20 protein-coding genes are annotated in these 18,525 nt (G+C 68.2%); 12 read left to right on the top strand and 8 right to left on the bottom strand.

What is annotated here, in order from left to right:
• The first annotated feature begins 1 nt into the window (after position 1).
• Complete coding sequence (locus tag HQ306_RS22680) at positions 2-1,270, top strand: glycosyltransferase family 4 protein (RefSeq protein WP_222633068.1); 1,269 nt, start codon at positions 2-4, stop codon at positions 1,268-1,270.
• A 4-nt stretch (positions 1,271-1,274) separates the two neighbouring features.
• Complete coding sequence (locus HQ306_RS18550; protein ID WP_261770069.1) at positions 1,275-1,883, top strand: serine O-acetyltransferase; 609 nt, start codon at positions 1,275-1,277, stop codon at positions 1,881-1,883.
• On the opposite strand, the gene HQ306_RS18545 is transcribed toward HQ306_RS18550, so the two are convergent.
• A complete protein-coding gene (locus HQ306_RS18545; protein ID WP_308115508.1) occupies positions 1,873-2,763 on the bottom strand; it encodes a cellulase family glycosylhydrolase in 891 nt (296 codons plus the stop codon). The genes HQ306_RS18550 and HQ306_RS18545 overlap by 11 nt on opposite strands.
• 452 nt (positions 2,764-3,215) lie before the next feature.
• Here HQ306_RS18545 and HQ306_RS18540 point away from each other — a divergent pair, with 452 nt between their 5' ends.
• The 6 genes from HQ306_RS18540 to HQ306_RS18515 all read left to right on the top strand — a co-directional run bounded on the left by HQ306_RS18540 (position 3,216) and on the right by HQ306_RS18515 (position 6,919).
• Positions 3,216-3,428 (top strand): hypothetical protein, encoded by a 213-nt coding sequence (locus HQ306_RS18540; protein ID WP_222633067.1) that lies wholly within the window; start codon positions 3,216-3,218, stop codon positions 3,426-3,428.
• On the top strand, positions 3,425-3,583 hold the full coding sequence (locus tag HQ306_RS18535; RefSeq protein ID WP_222633066.1) for a hypothetical protein: 159 nt from the start codon (positions 3,425-3,427) through the stop codon (positions 3,581-3,583). Before HQ306_RS18540 ends, HQ306_RS18535 begins: the two co-directional genes overlap by 4 nt.
• Before the next feature lie 30 nt (positions 3,584-3,613).
• Positions 3,614-4,495: a sensor domain-containing diguanylate cyclase gene (locus HQ306_RS18530; RefSeq protein WP_222633065.1), complete on the top strand. Its 882-nt coding sequence runs from the start codon at positions 3,614-3,616 to the stop codon at positions 4,493-4,495.
• A 54-nt stretch (positions 4,496-4,549) separates the two neighbouring features.
• Positions 4,550-5,293, top strand: a complete 744-nt coding sequence (locus HQ306_RS18525) for a polyprenol monophosphomannose synthase (protein WP_056444345.1) — start codon at positions 4,550-4,552, stop codon at positions 5,291-5,293.
• 88 nt (positions 5,294-5,381) lie between these two features.
• Positions 5,382-6,158: a GAF and ANTAR domain-containing protein gene (locus tag HQ306_RS18520; protein ID WP_261770101.1), complete on the top strand. Its 777-nt coding sequence runs from the start codon at positions 5,382-5,384 to the stop codon at positions 6,156-6,158.
• Positions 6,155-6,919, top strand: a complete 765-nt coding sequence (locus HQ306_RS18515) for a GAF domain-containing protein (protein WP_222633063.1) — start codon at positions 6,155-6,157, stop codon at positions 6,917-6,919. Before HQ306_RS18520 ends, HQ306_RS18515 begins: the two co-directional genes overlap by 4 nt.
• A 1-nt stretch (position 6,920) precedes the next feature.
• Here HQ306_RS18515 and HQ306_RS18510 read toward each other — a convergent pair whose 3' ends face one another.
• The 3 genes from HQ306_RS18510 to HQ306_RS18500 form a co-directional block, all read right to left on the bottom strand.
• Positions 6,921-7,109, bottom strand: coding sequence for a DUF2795 domain-containing protein (locus HQ306_RS18510; RefSeq protein WP_222633062.1), 189 nt, complete (start codon positions 7,107-7,109; stop codon positions 6,921-6,923).
• Between the two features lie 76 nt (positions 7,110-7,185).
• Positions 7,186-8,223, bottom strand: a complete 1,038-nt coding sequence (locus HQ306_RS18505; protein WP_222633061.1) for a diguanylate cyclase — start codon at positions 8,221-8,223, stop codon at positions 7,186-7,188.
• A gap of 149 nt (positions 8,224-8,372) precedes the next feature.
• On the bottom strand, positions 8,373-8,855 hold the full coding sequence (locus HQ306_RS18500; RefSeq protein ID WP_222633060.1) for an Lrp/AsnC family transcriptional regulator: 483 nt from the start codon (positions 8,853-8,855) through the stop codon (positions 8,373-8,375).
• Positions 8,856-9,095: 240 nt separating this feature from the next.
• On the opposite strand from HQ306_RS18500, the gene HQ306_RS18495 reads away from it, so the two are divergent.
• Positions 9,096-10,721, top strand: coding sequence for a polysaccharide biosynthesis tyrosine autokinase (locus HQ306_RS18495; RefSeq protein WP_222633059.1), 1,626 nt, complete (start codon positions 9,096-9,098; stop codon positions 10,719-10,721).
• A gap of 238 nt (positions 10,722-10,959) precedes the next feature.
• On the opposite strand, the gene HQ306_RS18490 is transcribed toward HQ306_RS18495, so the two are convergent.
• From HQ306_RS18490 to HQ306_RS18480, 3 genes are all read right to left on the bottom strand, one after another.
• Positions 10,960-11,334, bottom strand: coding sequence for a hypothetical protein (locus HQ306_RS18490; protein WP_222633058.1), 375 nt, complete (start codon positions 11,332-11,334; stop codon positions 10,960-10,962).
• Between the two features lie 85 nt (positions 11,335-11,419).
• Complete coding sequence (locus tag HQ306_RS18485) at positions 11,420-11,932, bottom strand: low molecular weight phosphatase family protein (RefSeq protein WP_222633057.1); 513 nt, start codon at positions 11,930-11,932, stop codon at positions 11,420-11,422.
• Between the two features lie 26 nt (positions 11,933-11,958).
• Positions 11,959-13,071, bottom strand: coding sequence for a GGDEF domain-containing protein (locus HQ306_RS18480; protein ID WP_222633056.1), 1,113 nt, complete (start codon positions 13,069-13,071; stop codon positions 11,959-11,961).
• Between the two features lie 112 nt (positions 13,072-13,183).
• Here HQ306_RS18480 and HQ306_RS18475 point away from each other — a divergent pair, with 112 nt between their 5' ends.
• The 3 genes from HQ306_RS18475 (at position 13,184) to HQ306_RS18465 (ending at position 17,928) form a co-directional block, all read left to right on the top strand.
• Positions 13,184-14,506 (top strand): NAD(P)/FAD-dependent oxidoreductase, encoded by a 1,323-nt coding sequence (locus tag HQ306_RS18475; protein WP_222633055.1) that lies wholly within the window; start codon positions 13,184-13,186, stop codon positions 14,504-14,506.
• A 137-nt stretch (positions 14,507-14,643) separates the two neighbouring features.
• Positions 14,644-16,200 (top strand): Hsp70 family protein, encoded by a 1,557-nt coding sequence (locus HQ306_RS18470; RefSeq protein WP_222633054.1) that lies wholly within the window; start codon positions 14,644-14,646, stop codon positions 16,198-16,200.
• A gap of 255 nt (positions 16,201-16,455) precedes the next feature.
• Positions 16,456-17,928 (top strand): sugar transferase, encoded by a 1,473-nt coding sequence (locus tag HQ306_RS18465; RefSeq protein ID WP_373425246.1) that lies wholly within the window; start codon positions 16,456-16,458, stop codon positions 17,926-17,928.
• A gap of 19 nt (positions 17,929-17,947) precedes the next feature.
• Here HQ306_RS18465 and HQ306_RS18460 read toward each other — a convergent pair whose 3' ends face one another.
• Positions 17,948-18,523, bottom strand: coding sequence for a YdcF family protein (locus tag HQ306_RS18460; protein WP_307096218.1), 576 nt, complete (start codon positions 18,521-18,523; stop codon positions 17,948-17,950).
• Positions 18,524-18,525: the final 2 nt, after the last annotated feature.

Here is an 18,525-nt window from a genome sequence, read left to right as displayed (position 1 = left end):
CGTGCGCATCGCACTCGTCGGAGTCAATTACCGGCCGGAGGTGACGGGTATCGCGCCGTACACCGCCGACGCAGCAGAGCACCTGACGTCCTCCGGCCACGACGTCCGCGTGTGCACCGGTTTTCCGCACTACCCGCGGTGGGCAGCGGACCCGAGATACGGCAGCCCCCGTATCCGCGAAGTGATCAACGGCGTCCAGGTGACCCGCGTCAGACATCACGTTCCGGCGCGCCCGTCGCTCACCGGGCGCAGTCGGCTGGAACTGTCCGTGGGACGCCGACTGGTGATGAACGACGTCCGTGGAGCGTCGGATGCCGACCTGTCGGGCGCAGATCTGGTCATCTGCGTGACACCAGCACTGCTGACATCGGCCTGCGTGGTCGCGTATCTGCGTACCCGGAGCGCGCGCCCGCGGATAGGTGTCTGGGTGCAGGACCTCTACGGGCGTGGGATCGTGCAGACCGGCTCGGGCGGGACGGCGGCGGCGGCGGCGATCTCGGCTGTGGAGAGCGCTGTGTTCCGTGCCGCGGACGGTGTGGCGGTGATTCACGAACGTTTCGCCGAGCACGTCGTCGACAGTCTCGGCGTGCACAGAGAGCGCGTGTCCGTCGTACCCAACTGGAACCACCAACGCCACGTCGACCGGCCGTCGCGCGTCGAGGCACGACGCATGCTCGGATGGTCGCAGGACGCCGTGATCGCAGTGCACGCCGGCAACATGGGCGTCAAGCAAGGTCTGCACACCGTCGTGGATGCTGCGCGCGTGGCGCGGGACCGCAGACGGAATGTGCACTTCTACCTGGTCGGCGACGGGAATCAACGAGAGGCGCTGGAACGGAGCGGGGACGGCGTGGACACGATGACATTTCTTCGGCCGCTTCCCGACGACCAATTCCGCGCGTCGCTGGCGGCGGCCGACGTTCTCCTGGTCAACGAACTGCCGACCCTCACGGACATGGCGGTGCCGAGCAAACTGACGACCTACTTCGCCAGCGGCACACCCGTCCTGGCTGCTACATCTGCAGACTCGGTCACCAGTGCGCAGATCGAGCTGTCCGGCGCCGGCCGGAGGATCGACCCGGGAGATCCCGAATCATTGCTCGCCGCCGTCATCGACATGGCGAGCGACGCACCGGGTAGCGCTCGAATGGGTCTGTCGGGCAGAGGATTCGCCGACAGCGCGCTGTCTCGCTCGGTCGGAGTTTCTCGAATCGGGGAGTGGGCGGACGGCCTGCTCGGAATGCGGATGTCACAGTCGGAAAGGCACTAGCGACATGGTCTACACGGAAGACAAACGCGCGCTCCTCATTGCTGCCAGAATCTACTCCGCTGCTCTCCGGGCCGCGGTCGACGCGTACGTGCCCAGTGACGTGGTGACGTCGGATGTCGATCGTGCGATCGTCAGCGTGGCCGTACCCTCCCTGCTCGGGTTGACCGCTCGGGATCGTTTCGCGTACCTCGTCGGCGCTCTCCCCGAGTTCCGGTCGGTGGTACATCTGAGGTTGGCGGCCGCCCCGTTCATCGTCAGGCGGTTACTTCGACGCCTGTACCCCGGTAAGACCGGACTCGTCCTCGTTCCGGGGCCGATCGGTCCAGGACTGTTCGTGCACCACGGAGGATCGACGATCGTCGACGCAGCGTCCATCGGGCGGAACTTCTGGGTGAATCAGAATGTGACGATCGGGCACTCCACCACTGGGCGGCCCACGATCGGAGACGATGTGACGGTGGCGACCGGGGCGGTCGTTGCCGGTGGCATCACCATTGGTGACGGTGCGTGGATCGGGCCCAATGTGGTGGTCACTCGCGATGTCCCACCCGGAGCAACCCTCGTCGCGGCACGGCCGGTGGACATCTCCACACCGTCGTCGGTCACCGGGTAGGCAGGGACGCGCTCGGCTTCGGATCGCCGTCCGAACGCAGGATGCCGTAGTTGTACTCGGGGTTCGCCTGGCCACTGTCCAGATCTTGGAAATCGAAGACGAAGGTGGGGCCGGCGAAGTCGAGGGATCGAAGGTACGCGACGCCGTCACCGATGATCTCGGCCTGCCGAGCGTCGGACACACCAGGTGACGACGCTGCGGTCGGTGCGCCGAACTCGGTGAACCAGATGCGTGCATCGTCATCACCGTTCTCCACCATGACCGCTCGCACGGCTGCGATATCGGCAGCGGATCCCCATGCGGTGGTGGCACTCAACAATTCGGGTGTGCTGTAAGGATGCATCGCGATTGCGTCGAAAGACCCTGCTGCACAGAGATACAACGCGCGAACGAAGGTGGCGGGTGCGAGGGTCGACGTCGAGTCGACGGCCGGTGATGTTCCTCCGGCGACGACGGTCGCATCCGGATCGGCGCGTTCGATGGCGTCGTGTGTGGCCGTGAGGATGCGGCAGTATTTCTCCGGATCCACGTTCGGGCCGAAGGCCGCAGAGATATTGGGTTCGTTCCACACCTCCCACGCTTGTACGGAGCCCCGAAACCGTTCCGCCGCACGAGCAGCGAAGTCCGCGAACATTGCGGGATCCGACGGTGCGGGATGGGCTGTGGCCCGATAGTCGGGCGGCACTGCCCACGACGGGGCCCACGTGACGACACCGAGTACCGCGAGGCCGCTATCGCGAGCGGCGTGAATTGTTGCGTCGACGCGCTCCCAATCGAATTCACCTCGGACCGGTTCGACCGATGACCACCGGACCGTGACCCGCACGGCCTTGAACCCGGCATCGGTGATCGAGGTCATCGCGTCGGCCGGTGAGGGCACCGTTGCAGATTCAGCGTCCAGAAAGGCGGCGGTCACGGCTGCTAGGTCGGCGTCGAACACCGGCACCGGTGGCAGGGCGGGATCGGGCGATGTCGCCGGGGTGCACGAAGCAGCGAAGAGTACGACGGCGACACTTCCCGCTTTCCACCGTTGCACGCTGTCATCCTAAGTGCAGGTTGCCGTGCGTGCATGTACGGCAACACAGTTCGTGCGCCCGCGTCATGGACTCCCGCCCACCCCGCTGTTCTGCTTGACGTCGCAGGGGGACCGACGGTCGGTTCCCCACGACGTCGGGGGACATCTTGATCACAAGGCGCATTGTCGGCACCACGCTCGTAGCGGTCGCGACAGCGGTTGCGGGGGCGGGAACTGCGAGTGCATCGACCACGTCGAATCCGTTACTGGATGTCGTCGAGTCGTTCGAGACGGCCGTCGACGAGTGCTCTTCCGGGATGCTCACCGGCGCCATGGGCGGAGCGAGCGTGGGCGGAATGCTCGGCGCCGGCGGGGGTCCTCTCGGTGTCGCGGTCGGCGCCGCCATCGGCGGACTGGTGGGCGAGATCGGAGGCGGAGAGACGTCGTGTGAGGACCGGGTGGTCACGGGTCGAGCGGTGGCCGACCCCGATCAGGTCACGCGCGGACACAAGGGTAAGGGTCGTAAGTGAGGGCGTCTCGCGTCGACGCGCGGATCTGGGCGGCCCTGTCGGTCCTTCTTTTCTGCACCACGATGACGCTGATGGTCACCGGTGGCGCACCGGTCGCGATCTGGGGCTTCGTCGGCGCGACCGCTCTGGCGGCCGTCCGGGCGATGAGGACCTGACGACGGCTCTGACCTGCGTACGCTCGTGACATGAGTTCTCGGCAGGTGGACGAGGGCACGTACCAGGCGATGTTCGACGCCAGCACCGTTCCCATGGCGCTGGCGGACGAGTGCGGCTTGCTGGTGCTGGCCAACGATGCCTACTGCCGTCTTGTCGGTCGCTCGTGGGACGACATCGCGGGACTGTCCTCACGCGGGTTCACTCATCCCGACGACATCGCCCAGCATGTCGGCATGGAGCAGCTCACGGCCGACGCCGACCGGCGAGGCGAAATCTTGCGGGTAGAGAAGCGGTACCTGCGCCCCGACGGTGAGATCCGGTGGGGATGGGTGTCGACGACCAGTGTCGTCACCGCCGACGGAACCGTCTGGACGATGGCGGTGATCCACGACATCACCGACCGTCGCACCAAGGAAGACGCCCTCGCGCAGGCTGTGATGACCGACGGCCTCACCGGCTTGCTGAACCGTCGAGGATGGCGTGAGCGCGTGCAGTCGCTGGTCGGGAAAAGATCGTTGGTTCTCGCGATGCTCGACTTCGACCTGTTCAAGTCCTACAACGACGCCCATGGCCATGCCGCCGGGGATGCTCTGCTGGTCGGATTTGCCGACGCCGCGACACGGATGCTCGGTCCTGATGTCGTGCTGGCTCGTTGGGGCGGCGAGGAGTTCGCGATGGCGGTCCCCGGTGGCGGCCCCGAGGGCGTCACCGCGATCCTGACCCGGCTGATCGCTGTCATGCCGGAGGAGCAGACGTTCTCCGCCGGCTGGGCGATGCTGGGTGTCGACGAGGACATCCACGACTGCCTCGATCGCGCCGATCACCTTCTCTACAGCGCGAAACGGGACGGTGGACGGGGTCGGACGTATGGGGACAGGTCCCTCGGTTCCCCGGTTGACGCCACATGGTGACGACGCGGATGTCCGGTTCTTGCGATCTACCGGCCGATCCATCACCATTCCACAGTGTCCGAAGCCTCCGCTGACCCCCGCATCACCGTCGTCGTACCCACGTACAACGAGCGCGAGAACCTTCCCAAGCTGGTCGGAATGCTCACCGACCTGCAGATGAAGAACCTCGGCGTCCTCGTGGTCGACGACGGATCGCCGGACGGGACGGGCGACGTGGCGGACGGGCTCACCACCTCCGCCGCCATCCCGGTGAGTGTTCTGCATCGCACCACCAAGGACGGGCTGGGCCGCGCGTACGTCGCCGGCATCCTGCGCGCGCTGGAGGAGGGGGCGGACATCGTCGTACAGATGGATGCCGATCTCTCCCACCCGTGCGAGGCCATTCCGCGCATGGTGCAGCGCCTGCAGGAGTCGGACGCCGCCGTGGTGCTCGGATCGCGCTACGTGCCGGGCGGCGCCGTCGCCGAGGACTGGCCGTGGCACCGCAAGGCGCTGTCGAAGTGGGCCAACCTCTACGTCAACGCGATCCTGCGGTTGAAGGTCAAGGACGCGACGGCCGGCTTCAAGGCCTGGCGTGCATCGACGCTGCGCACCATCGACGTCGCGTCCGTCGGCAGCAACGGCTACGCCTTCCAGGTGGAAATGAACTACCGCGTCATCAAGCACGGGCTGCGCATCGCCGAGGTGCCCATCCGCTTCGAGGAGCGCGTCGACGGCACCTCCAAGATGAGCCTCGCGGTGCAGCTCGAGTCTGCCGCCGTCCCGTGGAAGCTGCTGCGCAGCGGGATCGGAAAGTAGGAGGCGCATTCCGCGTCCGGGACACTGCGCGTGGGACACTGAATGCGAGGCGCACCGGGCGTCCGGAGGAGGTTCGCTCGTGGATTCCATGCCCGACGACCCCACCCGTGACGACGATCGTCGTGGGTCCTCACGTGACGGTGCATCCTCGTTCACCGGTATCCGCCACGTCACCGAGACGTCGGTGCGGCTGACGGGTGTCGACGGTGCCGCGGTCGCGCTTCTCGGCACCTCGCACGACGTGCGCGAACTCGTCTTCGCCACGGACGCCCTCTCGCAGCAGCTCGACGAACTGCAGTTCACCGTAGGCGAAGGCCCGTGCATCGACGCGCATCGCTCCGCAGAGCCTGTGCGGGTGGGCGACATCCGCTCGCCCGATTCCGCGGCCCGCTGGCCCATCTTCGGACAGGGCGCGGCCACGCTGGGCGCTCGCGGGATGTACGCCTACCCGCTGCTGGGTGGCGCGTCGTCGTTCGGCGTCCTGGAGCTCTACCGCTCGACGCCCGTGGACCTGACCGACGTCGAGCACGACGCGGCCCGCATGTGCGCTGTCGCGATCGCGCGTACGATGCTCGGGCACTACGTGAGCCCGGACGACACCGACGACGCGGCGGCCACCCCGGAGGATGCTCTGGCATCGGAGGACGTCGCCGCCATCGAGGGCGCCGGCCCGTACAGCCGCGCCGACGTCTACGTGGCGGCGGGCATGATCGCGGTGCAACTCGCGGTGACCACCGATGTGGCGATGGATCGTCTGCGCGCGCACGCGTTCGCACGGGGGCGCAGCGTCACCGAGGTCGCCGCCGACGTCGTGGCCCGTCGGATCAGCATGAGAGACGAACGAGACAACGGAGGTCCCCGGTGAACACGACGCCCACTCGGCTCGCCCTCGCCGACATCACCGCCACGCTGATCACTCGCTTCGACCTGCCCGCCCTCCTCGAGCGCATCGCGGGCACCGCACTCACCGGGTTCGGCGCACACATCGCCGTCATCTCCCTGGTGGACGGCGATGCGCTGCACGCCGTGGCCACCGCCAGTGTCGGCAATGCGGCCGCCGACGAGCGGCTCTTCACGTCCGGTCCCGTCCGCACCAGTGCCCGGGAAACGGCCGTGGCCATGATCGGCGACGCCTCGGCGGCGGGAAGCAGCCGGTGGGAGCAGTACCGCGCACTTGCCGAGGAGAGCGGCGTCGGCGCCGTACGGGCGTATCCGGTCGTCGCCCTGGGCGTCGGACTCGGCGCCCTGGCCGTCTACACCGCCGAGCCGTGGGGGACCCAGCGTCCGGACGAGCTGGGGCAGATGCTCGCCGACCTGACGGCGTTGGCCCTCACCACCGGAGCGTCGGAGATGCGACGCGTCGACGCGTCGGCCGCCGTGCAGGCAGTGCTCAGCGGCGCGGCCACCATCTCGGGTGCGACCGGTGTGTTGGCCGAATTCTTCGACGACTCCACGTCGGCGGCACGCACTCGGCTGTCCCGCTTGGCGCGGGCGCACGGCACCACGGACAGCGAGCACGCCGCCGCGATCATCGCCGCGCAGAACGTCGCGCCGGCGGACATCGGATCATCGGAGCTGATCTACCTGCCGACGAGCCCGGTGCCGCCCCGGCGCTTCGACTCCTGACCTACTTCTCGGTGATGGCGGCGCTGACGGCGTCGGGTCCGTCGTAGCTGTCGTCGGGCATGGACGACAGTGCGTCGACCACGTCGTCGTCCGCTCCGTTGCTCTTCGCGAGATCGGCCAGGTCTTTCGGCGACGCCGGGTAGTCGGCGCCGGCCAGGTGCTTCTGCAGTTCGATCGGATTGACGGCCATGGGACGGTCCTCTCGTCGTCGGGTGATGGCTCGCGTGCGAGCTACCCGAGGAGGAGGACGGCAAACCGTGCGGGCGTCAGTCCGTGTAGACCACCACGGTGTTGCGGCCCGCCGCCTTCGCTCGATACATGGCGATGTCCGCGAGGTGCATGCCGTGGTTGATGGTCGACGCGATCGGGGCCGCCGTCATTCGCGTGGTGTCGAGACACGAGACCCCGATGCTCACCGTCACCGGGATGAGGTCGGACGCGTCGGACAGCGCGAGCCGGATCGATTCGGCGAGAGCGTGCAGACCGGTGGACTGCGCGTCGAGCACCACGAGGAACTCCTCGCCGCCGCGTCGGGCGACCACTGCCCGGTCACCCAGGTGATCGCGCAGGCGCTGCGCGGCGAGCGCGAGCACCCCGTCGCCCGCGATGTGCCCGTGATGATCGTTGACCCACTTGAAGTGATCGAGGTCGACGAGCAGGAATCCCACCTGTGACCGTCCGCGGAGCTGCCGCTTCGCTTGCACCTCCAGGCCGCGCAGGTTGAGCAGTCCAGTCAGCGGGTCGGTCCGGGCGCTGTCGATCTGACGCTCGAGGTGCCGGTGCAGGGACATCGAGGTGGTGCTGACGATGGACATGGTCGCGTTGACCGCCAGCCAGATGCTCGTCGCCGCGGCGATGGTGGCCATGGCGCCGATCGGTTGCTCGCGCAGGACCAGTGCTGTCATCCAGCCGATCACGACGGTGGTCAGCACCAGGTGCACCACCACGGTGGCGCGTCCGCCGAAGAAGGCGACGTACGAGCTGATGACCGCGAACAGGGCGCACCCGGCGAGACCCAGAGCGTGACTGCTGCACAGCAGGAGGAAGGTCGACGTCCCCACGTCGGCGTAGACGGTGAAGGCCAGAGCGACGGCGCGCTGGGTGCGCGCCCGGCGCCACCAGGTGAACGACTTGCGAGCGGTGGCGACGATTGCGGCCACGGGAAGAGTGGACAGCAGGACGGCGATGGCTGCGATACGCGGGGCACCGGCGGCCGGGCCGGCGGCGCTGAACATCGTCAGGATGCCGGGGACGGCGAACGTCGGGATCAGCACAGCGATACGGCGACGCACGACGTCGGTCAAGGGTGCCCGGGACCGACCACGACTGCGGCCGCCGGAACCTGGGCGTATCACCTGTCGGACGGTATCAGCGTGGAACCTGCGTCGAGGGGCGGTTGCATGCTTCCGTCGGGCTGAATCCTTGTTTTGCGCGCACGTAACAGGAGCGGAAATCAGGAATTGTCGTGCTCTCGCGCGAGTCGCTCGATCAGCGGGCGTGTGCGATAGGGAATCGCTTCGCGCATCACGACGGAAACCGTCGTGCGTTCGACTCCGGGAACCGCGAGAATGAGCCCGGCGACGCGATACAGATCGTCGGCGTCCGCGGCGGAGACGCCGATCTGTAGATCCGCTCCGCCCGAGACACCGACCACCTCGGTCACCTCGGCGATGTCCCGCAGTCGATCGATGACCGCCTCGAGGCGGTGTTGGTCCGTCACTGCGCCCACGTACGCGCGGAGGGGATAACCCAGGTCCCGAGGGGAGACGAGCCGGTCCATCGGCGCGAGAGTATGTGAGTCGTCCCAACGAGAGAGTCTGGCCTGAACCGTGTTTCGAGCCAGTCCGAGGACCGAGGCGAGGTGGACTCCGGTGGCGCGAGGGATGTCGCAGAGCGCGAGCAACAGGCGAGCATCGGTGCGGTCGAGCTTGGTCACGTGGTGAACTGTGCCACACGGCGAGCGGAGCAGGCCGAAGTATGCAGTGCTCACGAACTCGATCGTGATTTCGGAAATCGGTGTTTCTCACATTTATCGCGTAAAAACCGGAGCGAAGCTTTCGCCCCGTTCTCGAGATGCTCGATGGTCACGACATGGTTAAGGTGAGTCCAGAAGTTTGCCCCAGATGTGTGGTCCGGGTGCTCGGTCCGGCCGTCATCGATGTGAGGAGTCGTCTCGGTGGAGATATCTGATTACGTGAGAATTCTCCGCGCGCGGTGGATCGTGATTGTTCTGACCACGGTGATCGCCGCAGCGGCGTCGCTGGTGTTCTCACTCGTGTCCACGCCCGTGTACGAGGCGTGCACCCGCCTCTACGTCTCCACCGGCTCGTCGTCGTCCTCGGTGACCGAGGTGTACCAGGGCAACCTGGCGTCGCAGCAGCGCGTCGCCTCCTACACACAGCTCCTCGGCGGTGAGAGCGTCGCGCAGCGCACCATCGACAGCCTCGGCCTCTCCATGAGCCCGTCGACGCTGGCGTCGAAGGTCCGCACGACGTCCTCGCCCGACACCGTGCTGATCGACACGTGTGTCTCCGACGCGAATCCCACCACCGCTCGCGACCTCGCGAACGGCATCGGCGCGACCTTCGTCGGCTTCGTCGACGATCTCGAGACGCCCCCCGGTGGCGGAGCTGCCCTGGCGAAGGTCAGCGTCGTCGAACCTGCCCAGGTTCCTGCGGGTCCCGTGTCACCGAAGACCACGCGCAACCTCGCTCTCGGTGTCGCCGTCGGCCTGCTGCTCGGCATCGCGCTCGCGGTGATCCGCGACCGGCTCGACAACACCATCAAGGACCGCACCGCCCTCGCCGATCTCTCGGGCGTTCCCGTCGTCGGCGTCGTGCCCTTCGACAAGACCATCAAGGAGGAGGCGGCGCTCTCGTTCGCCGAGTCGTCCTCCGGCACCGCCGAGGCGTTCCGTGAACTGCGCACCAACCTCCAGTTCCTCGAGGTGGACTCCCCGCCGCGCGTCATCGTCGTGACGTCCGCCGTGCCCGCCGAGGGCAAGACGACCACGGCCGTCAACCTCGCGCTCGTCCTCGCCGAGGCCGGCCACCACGTGGCGCTCATCGAGGGCGATCTCCGTCGTCCCCGTGTCTCGAAGTACCTCGGCCTCGTCGGGTCCGTCGGCTTCTCCACCGTGCTGTCGGGACAGGCGGATGTACAGGAAGTGCTGCAGCCGACCAAGTTTCACGGTGTCGACGTCCTCGCCTCGGGGCCGTTGCCGCCCAACCCGTCCGAGCTGCTCGGCTCCGAGGCGGCGCGCACCGTCATGGACACGCTGCGCGCGAGCTTCGACTACGTCGTCGTCGACGCACCGCCGCTGCTCCCCGTCACCGACGCATCCGTCATCACCGCGCATGCCGACGGCGCCATCGTGGTGACACGCCACGGCCACACCAAGAGGGACGAACTCACCCGTGCACTGGGCAATCTGACGCAGGTGGGTGCCCCGATCCTGGGCGTCATCCTCACGATGGCCCCCTCGCGCGGCAAGCGGGACTACGACTACCGCCACTACTACGAGACCGACACCACGGTCGCTCGTCAGGACGCTCCGTCCGCCGCGGTGCGGCCGGCAGCACCGGTCGTGGTCCCCGAACCCGGGCCGGAGCCCACCCCGGCACCCGCCCCCGAGGCCTACCCCGCGCCTCGCTACGAGCCGACTCGGAGCCATGGCGGTCGAGCGGCTCGACGTCAGGCCGAGAACGCGAACGGCAACGGCAACGGGATCGGGTACGAGGCCGAGCAGGTTCCGAGCCGGTCGACGATGCGTCCGCCGCCTCGCCGTCCGTATCAGTCCTGACAGGGGTGGGTTGCTCGAACCCGCACCGTGTGAACGACGAAAGCCGCAGACCAGGGGTCTGCGGCTTTGTCATAGGCGACGGTGCCCGCCAGTGCGCCTCTCGGCAGGTGGCCGCTCGAAGCGGCTGATGGTTGGTACCCGGGGCATTGGGATCGAGCACCGTCGGTGGAAGTAACGGCGTCCGTGGCGGAAGTATTCCGGGTGTGCACCACGTTCGTGACCGGGGGACGCGGCACTGTCAGTTGTCCCCCGAGTCCGTGTCCCCGGACTCGGCGTCGTCCGCGTCGGTGGTGGTCGTCGTGGACGTGCGGGTGCGCCTCGTCGTGGTGGTCGGCTCGTCGGCGGTCGTGGCCGCGGTGGTGGTCGGCGGAGGCGTGGTGGTGGGCCGGGGTGTGGTGACGGGCGCGATCTGCCACGTCGGGGACGGCGGCACCTCGATGGTGGGCGCGTAGGTCAGGCTGCCCACGACGGCGACCGTGCCGTCGATGGGTGGGGGAGAGACCCGTCGGACGTCCGCGTCGAACACCCCGCCGGCGGCAGCGACGGTGAGCCCGCCGGCCAGGGCGACCGCGGCGATGCCCATCACGACGGCGACGGCAGCTCTCTCACGCATGGTCTCCGCGCTCCGTTTCCGCCCGTGTCCTCGAGCCGAGTCATACCGTAGCCGGGGAGACGGCGGGTGGCAGTCCGAACTTCGATCAGCGAGCGCCCCAGAGCTCGAACAACGGACCGAGCGCCTCCGAGATGGCGTCGCCCACCCGCTCGTACACGTCGGTCGACTGACCGATGGGATCCATGATGTCGAGTTGTGTCACCGGGTTCGCCGCGCGCTCCGAGACCCACGCGGCCGGGTCGATCACCCCGGTGCGTCGCGCAAACTCCGCCGCCTCGAGCAACGTGAACGTGCGGCGGAGGTTGCGCGGCGCCACCGTCAGCACCTCGTCACGGTGCCGCGAGGTCATCGTCAGCACCAGATCCGCCCCGGACGCGATGGTCGGGGTGAGTCGGCGGGCCACGAACCCGGTGGGATCTCCGCCCAGGGACTCGAGAACGCGGGCCGCCTCGGCCTGGACACCGTGCCCGATCACGGCACGAGTGCCGGCGCTGTCGGTGGTCACGTCCAGGTTCAGGTCACGGGCGAACGCGGCGGTCAAGCGTTCCGCGGTGGGGGAGCGGCAGATGTTGCCCGTGCAGACGTAGAGGACATGCATGAGCGGAGTGTAGGTCCGCCCCGGTGTCAGGTGCGCGCGTTGTCCGTCGTGGTGTACGCCTGGTCGTCGAACCGCAGGCTGTCCCCTCCCGCGCGCTTCGCCTCGTACATCAGACGGTCGGCGCGGCGGATCAGCAACTCGACGTCGTCGGCGTCGCGGGTCCACCGGCTGCCGGGGATCCACGCGACTCCGGCACTCGCCGTGACGGGTACCTCGTCGGCGTCGCACCGGACGGCGGCGTGGACGTCGTCGAGACGGTTCCGCATCTCCGCCCACGGCACGATCCCGACGATGCAGAACTCCTCGCCGCCGAGACGGGCGACGTATGCCCAGGTGGTCGTACTGGTCTGCAACCGTTCGGAGACCCGTCGCAACACCTCGTCGCCGCCCTCGTGGCCCACGCGGTCGTTGACCGACTTGAACCTGTCGAGGTCGATCACCATCATCGCCACCACCTCGTCGTGACGTGCCGCAGCCAGCAGCGGCGCGTGCACCACCGCGCTCAGCCCCCGACGGTTCAGCGCCCCGGTCAGTGGATCGGTGCCCGACTGGTACGCGTCGTCCCGCAGGTTCGACAGCGGGATCTGCGAGAGCAGCGGTGCGAGAAGGAACAGTGCCAGCTGCACGACCAGCAGGACGGACAGGTACGCCACGTCACTGTCGCCCTCCGCGGCGGCCGAGCCGAAGAAGTAGAGCGACACGGCCACCGTCAGCGCGATGTGTGCCACGAGCGTGCGGATCGAGTGGAAGTAGCCGCAGTAGATGCCGAGCAGGGCGAACACCACGGACACGGTGAACGAGGCCTGCACGTCGGCCAGCATCGACAGCCCCACCACCAGCGCCACGTCGTCGCCGAACAGGAAGACGAGGGACTGCCGACGAGACGGCCACGTCCCGCGGAGCCACAGCAGCGCCGACACGGCGCCCGTGACCAGGCAGGCGATGAACACGGCGCGGGCGGCAGGTGAGGGAGGTGCCCCGCTGGTGAAGAGCAGCAGGGAACCTGCGAGCACCACCATGAGCACCACTGCGGCCATCATGCGGCGGTAGGGCCGCTGCAGTCCGCGCTGCGCCATGTAACCGGGCATCGCGGAGTAGTCGAAGGGTCGACTCCACCACTCGCCCACAACACGGAACATCGACTGGCAACTCTCGGCTGGGAAGAATGGTGAAAGGTAAACCTACTCACAGGTTCGTGACGACGCCCCGCTTCGTTACAGCACCGCGGCCTCGCGTGGCAGGATTTCGAGCATGGCTGATGAACTCTCACGACAGCGCCCGAGTGTCGTCGTCGTCGGCGGCGGATTCGGCGGGCTGTACGCCGCCCGGCGACTGCGCCACATCGACGGCGACGTCACCGTGATCGACCGCGGCACCTCGCACGTCTTCCAACCGCTGCTCTACCAATGCGCCACCGGCCTGCTGTCCGAGGGATCCATCACCTCGCCGCTGCGGCACCTCCTGCGTCGACAGAAGAACACCCACGTCGCGCTCGGAGAGGCGTCGGGCATCGATCTCGAGAAGCGCCGGCTCACCGCGTCGCGTATCGACGGGTCGACGTTCGAGCTGCCCTTCGACTACCTCGTGTTCGCCGCCGGCATGCGGCAGAGCTATCACGGCAACGAGGAGTTCGCGAAGTACGCGCCCGGCATGAAGACCGTCGACGACGCGCTCGCGATCCGCCGCAAGCTCATCAGCGCGTTCGAGATGGCCGAGTCGCTGCCCACTCCCGAGGAGCGTCGGCCGTGGCTCACGTTCGCGGTGTCCGGCGGCGGCCCCACCGGCGTGGAGATCGCCGGTCAGATCCGTGAGCTCGCCGTCGGTGCCCTCGAGCACGAGTTCCGCTCGATCGACCCGAGCGAGGCGCGGGTGCTGCTGTTCCACGGCGGTGACCGCGTCCTCGAGTCGTTCGACGCCACGCTGTCGGCAAAGGCTCAGAAGACCCTCGACCACATCGGGGTGGAGACCCACCTCGGGGTCCACGTGACCGACGTGACGGCCGACCACATCGAGGTCACCCGCAAGTCGGACAAGCAGAAGACGACCTACGACACCCACACCGTGCTGTGGACCGCGGGCGTCGAGGCGGTGCCCTTCGCCGGGACCCTGGCGTCGGCACTGGGCGTCACGCAGGCACGCGGCGGACGCATTCCGGTGGAGAAGGACCTCTCGGTCGCCGGGCACCCCACCGTGTACGTCGTGGGCGACGTGGCCGCGCTGAACGATCTGCCCGGCGTCGCGGAGGTCGCCATGCAGGGCGGCCGCCACGCGGGCGCGATGATCGCCAAGACCATCGAGAACGGGACGCGCGCGTCGTCGCCGTTCAAGTACCACGACCTCGGTAGCGCGGCCTACATCGCGCGTCGGCACGCCCTGCTGCAGGCGGGCCCCATCCAGCTCTCGGGCTTCGCCGGGTGGGCCGCGTGGGGCGCGATCCACATCGCGTTCCTCTCGGGTCGACGCAACCGTGCCGGCACCTTGATCAACTGGGCCGCGACCCTCGCCTCGGGAACCAGACGCGAGCGAGCGGTCACGTTCGGCGATCCGGAGACCGCCCGCATGCCCTACGCGTGACCGGCCTCCGGACAAAGTGGACGCCTACCCCGTTTGTCAGGTCATAACAGCCGATGTGACGGCGATGGCGCGGCCTGGTTACACTCTGTGATCGCACGCGCTCGTCGTGCGGTACATCGGTCCGGACAAGGCGGCTCATGACAGTACTGGGAGTGTCGGTGGGCACCAGTGCCGTGCGCTTGGCCAGGCCCGTTCAGGGGCTGCGCGCGGGCGTCGAGGCCGCCTTCCGTCACCGCGCCATCGACACCACCTTCGACCAGGCCGAGCAGCTCGCGGCCGAGTCCATCGGCGTCATCCTCGCCGACCCCGCCGACCCCGAGTCGATCTCCGCCACCGGCGTCGCCTACCGCGACGACGCGCAGGCCGGCGCCGTCGCCCGGGCCATGGCCCGCCAGCACATCGTCAACTACCGCCTCGTCCCCGAAGTGCATGCCGCCGTGCAGTTCCTGCGGTCCACGGGCGACCTCGACGGGCTCCACGTCGTCGGGTTGTACGACCTGGGCAGCTCGGGTCTCAGCGTCACCGTCGTCGACCTCGACAACGGGCAGGTGCTCGCCTCCGAGCGCAGCTTCGCCGTCAGCGGCAACATGTTCGACGCCACCATCCGCGACAACCAGATCGGCCGCCAGCAGAGCGGCCTGGACGACGTGGACGGACGCGAGTTCGAGCTCCGGTGCCGCGTGGCCAAGGAACAGCTCTCCTCGAGCGGCGCCGTGTGCCTGCCGGGTATCGGCGGGCTCATCCTGCTGTCCCGCGAGGCGTTCGAGTCGATGGTCGCCGTCCCCATCGAGCAGTCCGCGCGGCTCACCCGCGATGTCATCACGCGCGCCGGCCGCCCCGTCGAGGCTCTCGTCATGATCGGCGGCGGATCCCGCATCCCCCTGGTCCGGGCGACGCTCGCGGGCTGGGTCGGTCTCCCCACCATCACGCCCGCGGAGCCCGAGCTGGTCGCCGCGAAGGGTGCGGCACTGTCCGCGACTCCCGTGGACGGCCAGTCGAACTCCGGTCCCGTCCCGATGGCCGCCCCTCGTCCCGCTGCTCCCGCTCCGACCGTCGCGGCACCGCTGGTGTCCGCTCCCGTGGTCGCCGGGCCGGTCGAGCCGCGCACGCCGGACGCACCGGCGCCGGAGAAGGCGCTCAGCGCACCGTCCGCGGAGACCATGGCCTACAGCGACGTGGAGAGCCGTGAGCACTCCGCGCGCGACATCGACCATGCGGCTCGCGACTCGGAGCATCGCCCCGACGTGGCGGATCCGCGCGCGGCGGAGACTCCCTCGTGGCTCTCCGGGTCCGGTTCCGCAGCGCCGGAACAGCGTTCGTCACGCCCACGGCTGCCGCTCATCGCGGCCGTCGGTCTCGCGGTGATCGCTGCCGTCGGGCTCGCGCTCGGATACGGCGCCACGCCGTCGCAGTCCACCGCCGACGTCACGCCGGCCGATCAGGCGGGAACGTCGAGTTCGGACACACCGTCCACGACGACGGCGACCACCACACGGACCACCACCACGGTGCCGCCGACCACCACCACCGTTCCCCCGGTCGCTCCGGCTCCGGTGGAGGCGCCCGCTCCGGCCGCCGAGGTTCCCGACGTGGCGCCTGCTCCCGCGCCTGCTCCGCCGACCATCCCGGGTCTCCCCGGTGTGCAGCTGCCGCCCGGCATCCAGATCCCGCCGGGTCTGATCCCCGGGTTCTGACTCCGAGTCACACCTCTCGGTCGGTTTCTCTGAGGCCTGAAAACAAACCGAAAGTATCTTGCGTGATATCATCTTCGGTATCCGGTCTTCTTCCGACCGGTGGCTGCGCTGCGGGGCGCGTCGGCGGCGGAACTCGAGCCAGAGGCGGTGTCGTGCGTGACCAGCGTTGACGAACGAAGCAGTGTCAGAGGTGTGTCGATCCCTCGTCCTGCCGTGTCGAGAACGACCGACGAGCCGAACTACTCTCGCGTCACCGTGCCTTTCCCTCGGGTCGCACCGTCGTCACGGGCCCACTGGCAAGCCGTCTACCGGCGCCGTGTGGCCCTGACCGATCTGGCGGTCATCGTCCTCTCCGTCGCGCTCGCACACGTGGTGCGGTTCGGGGAGAACTCGTCGCTCATGGCCGCGTCCGTCGACATCGACTACGTCACGGTGTCGCTGCTTCTGGTGGTCGGTTGGTCCGCCTTCCTGGTGATCTTCGGAGCCAGGTCGACGCAGATCATCGGGACCGGGGCAGAGGAGTATCGACGCATCCTCTCGGCGACCATGCGACTCTTCGGTGTCGTCGCGATCCTGTCTCTGCTGTTCCGCATCGACTTCGCACGCGGCTACCTGGCCATCGCCCTTCCCTTCGGCGCCGTCGGCCTGCTGATCGGTCGGCACGTCTGGCGGGGGTGGGCACGACGACACAAGGCGTCGGGACTGTTCACGACCTCGGTGCTCGTGGTCGGTTCGCACCGCGCCGCCACATCCATGGCGGCGTCCTTCGAGCGGGACGAGTCGAGTGGCTGCCGGGTCGTGGGTGCCTGTGTGCCCGGGCACGGTGTGGCCACGTCCAGCAATGGCGCCGGGTCCCTCGACGTCGACGGTCACCGCATTCCGGTACTCGGTGACGAGCACGCCGTCATCGCTGCCATGCATTCCACCGGCGCCGACGTCATCGCGGTCACCGCGACCGAGCATCTGGGTGCCGAAGGAATGAAGCGCCTGCTCTGGGAACTCGACCCGTTCGGCGTCGATCTGGTGGTGGCGCCCGGCGTCGCCGACATCGCAGGTCCGCGGCTCACCCTCCAGCCGGTCGCCGACCTTCCACTCCTCCATGTTCAGAAGCCGCGCTACCAGGGAGCCACCCGCTTCACCAAGACCGCCTTCGACATGTGTTTCTCGGCTCTCGCGCTCCTGCTCGTGTCGCCCGTTCTGCTCGCCATCGCGCTCGCCGTGAAGATCGACACTCGCGGCCCCATCTTCTACAAGTCGGAGCGAATGGGACTGGACGGTAACCCCTTCCAGATGATCAAGTTCCGCACCATGGTGGTGGACGCCGACAAGCATCTGGCCACCCTGCTCGCGCGCAACGAGAGCGAGGGGGGAGTGCTGTTCAAGATGAAGCACGATCCGCGAGTGACGCGTGTCGGCCGAGTTCTACGCCGCTACAGCCTCGACGAGTTGCCGCAGTTCGTGAACGTGCTCCGTCGCGAGATGAGCGTCGTCGGTCCGCGTCCGCCGTTGCGCCGTGAGGTGGAGACGTACGACGGAAACGTGCGTCGGCGTCTGCTGGTGCGCCCCGGTGTGACCGGCCTGTGGCAGGTGAGTGGTCGATCCGACCTCACGTGGGAAGAATCTGTGCGCCTGGATCTCTCGTACGTGGAGAACTGGTCCATGACACAGGACATGCTGATCATCGTGAAGACCGTGCGTGCGGTGTTCGGCAGCGAAGGCGCTTACTGACTCCGTGTGCGAAGGGCTGTCAGCAGTCCTCGAACACCGCGCGTGCGAATCCCGCTGTCTGATAGACGTACTGCCACGTCCACGCCCACCAGGGGAGCTCGGTCGGGCTCGCGAGCACGGTCAGGTCACCGTCCCAGCACTTGTCGAGGATGTACCGACTGCGCGACACGTGGGGCCGGAACGTCACGACCAGAACATGTTTCCAATTCTGCTCCTCCGCGAGCCGGCGGATCTCTCGTCCCTCACCGCGGGTGGTCGACGGGTCCGGAACGAAACAGGTAACCGTGAAGTCGTAGGTGCCGTTGCACAGATCGCTCATGTAGTCGGGATCGCCGTAGGAACCGACACCTCGTGCGGTGTACGGATCCGAGAACACCACCTGCGGCGCATAGCCGTCCTCTGCCAACTCGAGGCCGAATTCCTCACGTCCGTCGTGGGCGCCTCCGAGAACGACGATGGCGTCCGCGGCAGTGGGCTGATCGACGCGCGGGCTCACGTAAGGCTCCCAGCCGACGGCGGTGGCCACGGCGACGGCGCCGACAACGGTGAGCGCCACCCGACGGCGACGGCGCCGGGGCGACTTCCTCTGCAGCACCC

The sequence above is a fragment of the Rhodococcus sp. BP-160 genome (assembly GCF_019836205.1).
GTDB lineage: Bacteria > Actinomycetota > Actinomycetes > Mycobacteriales > Mycobacteriaceae > Rhodococcoides.
Note: the sequence above shows the minus strand (reverse complement) of the source record. Positions and strands in the feature narration are given on the sequence as shown.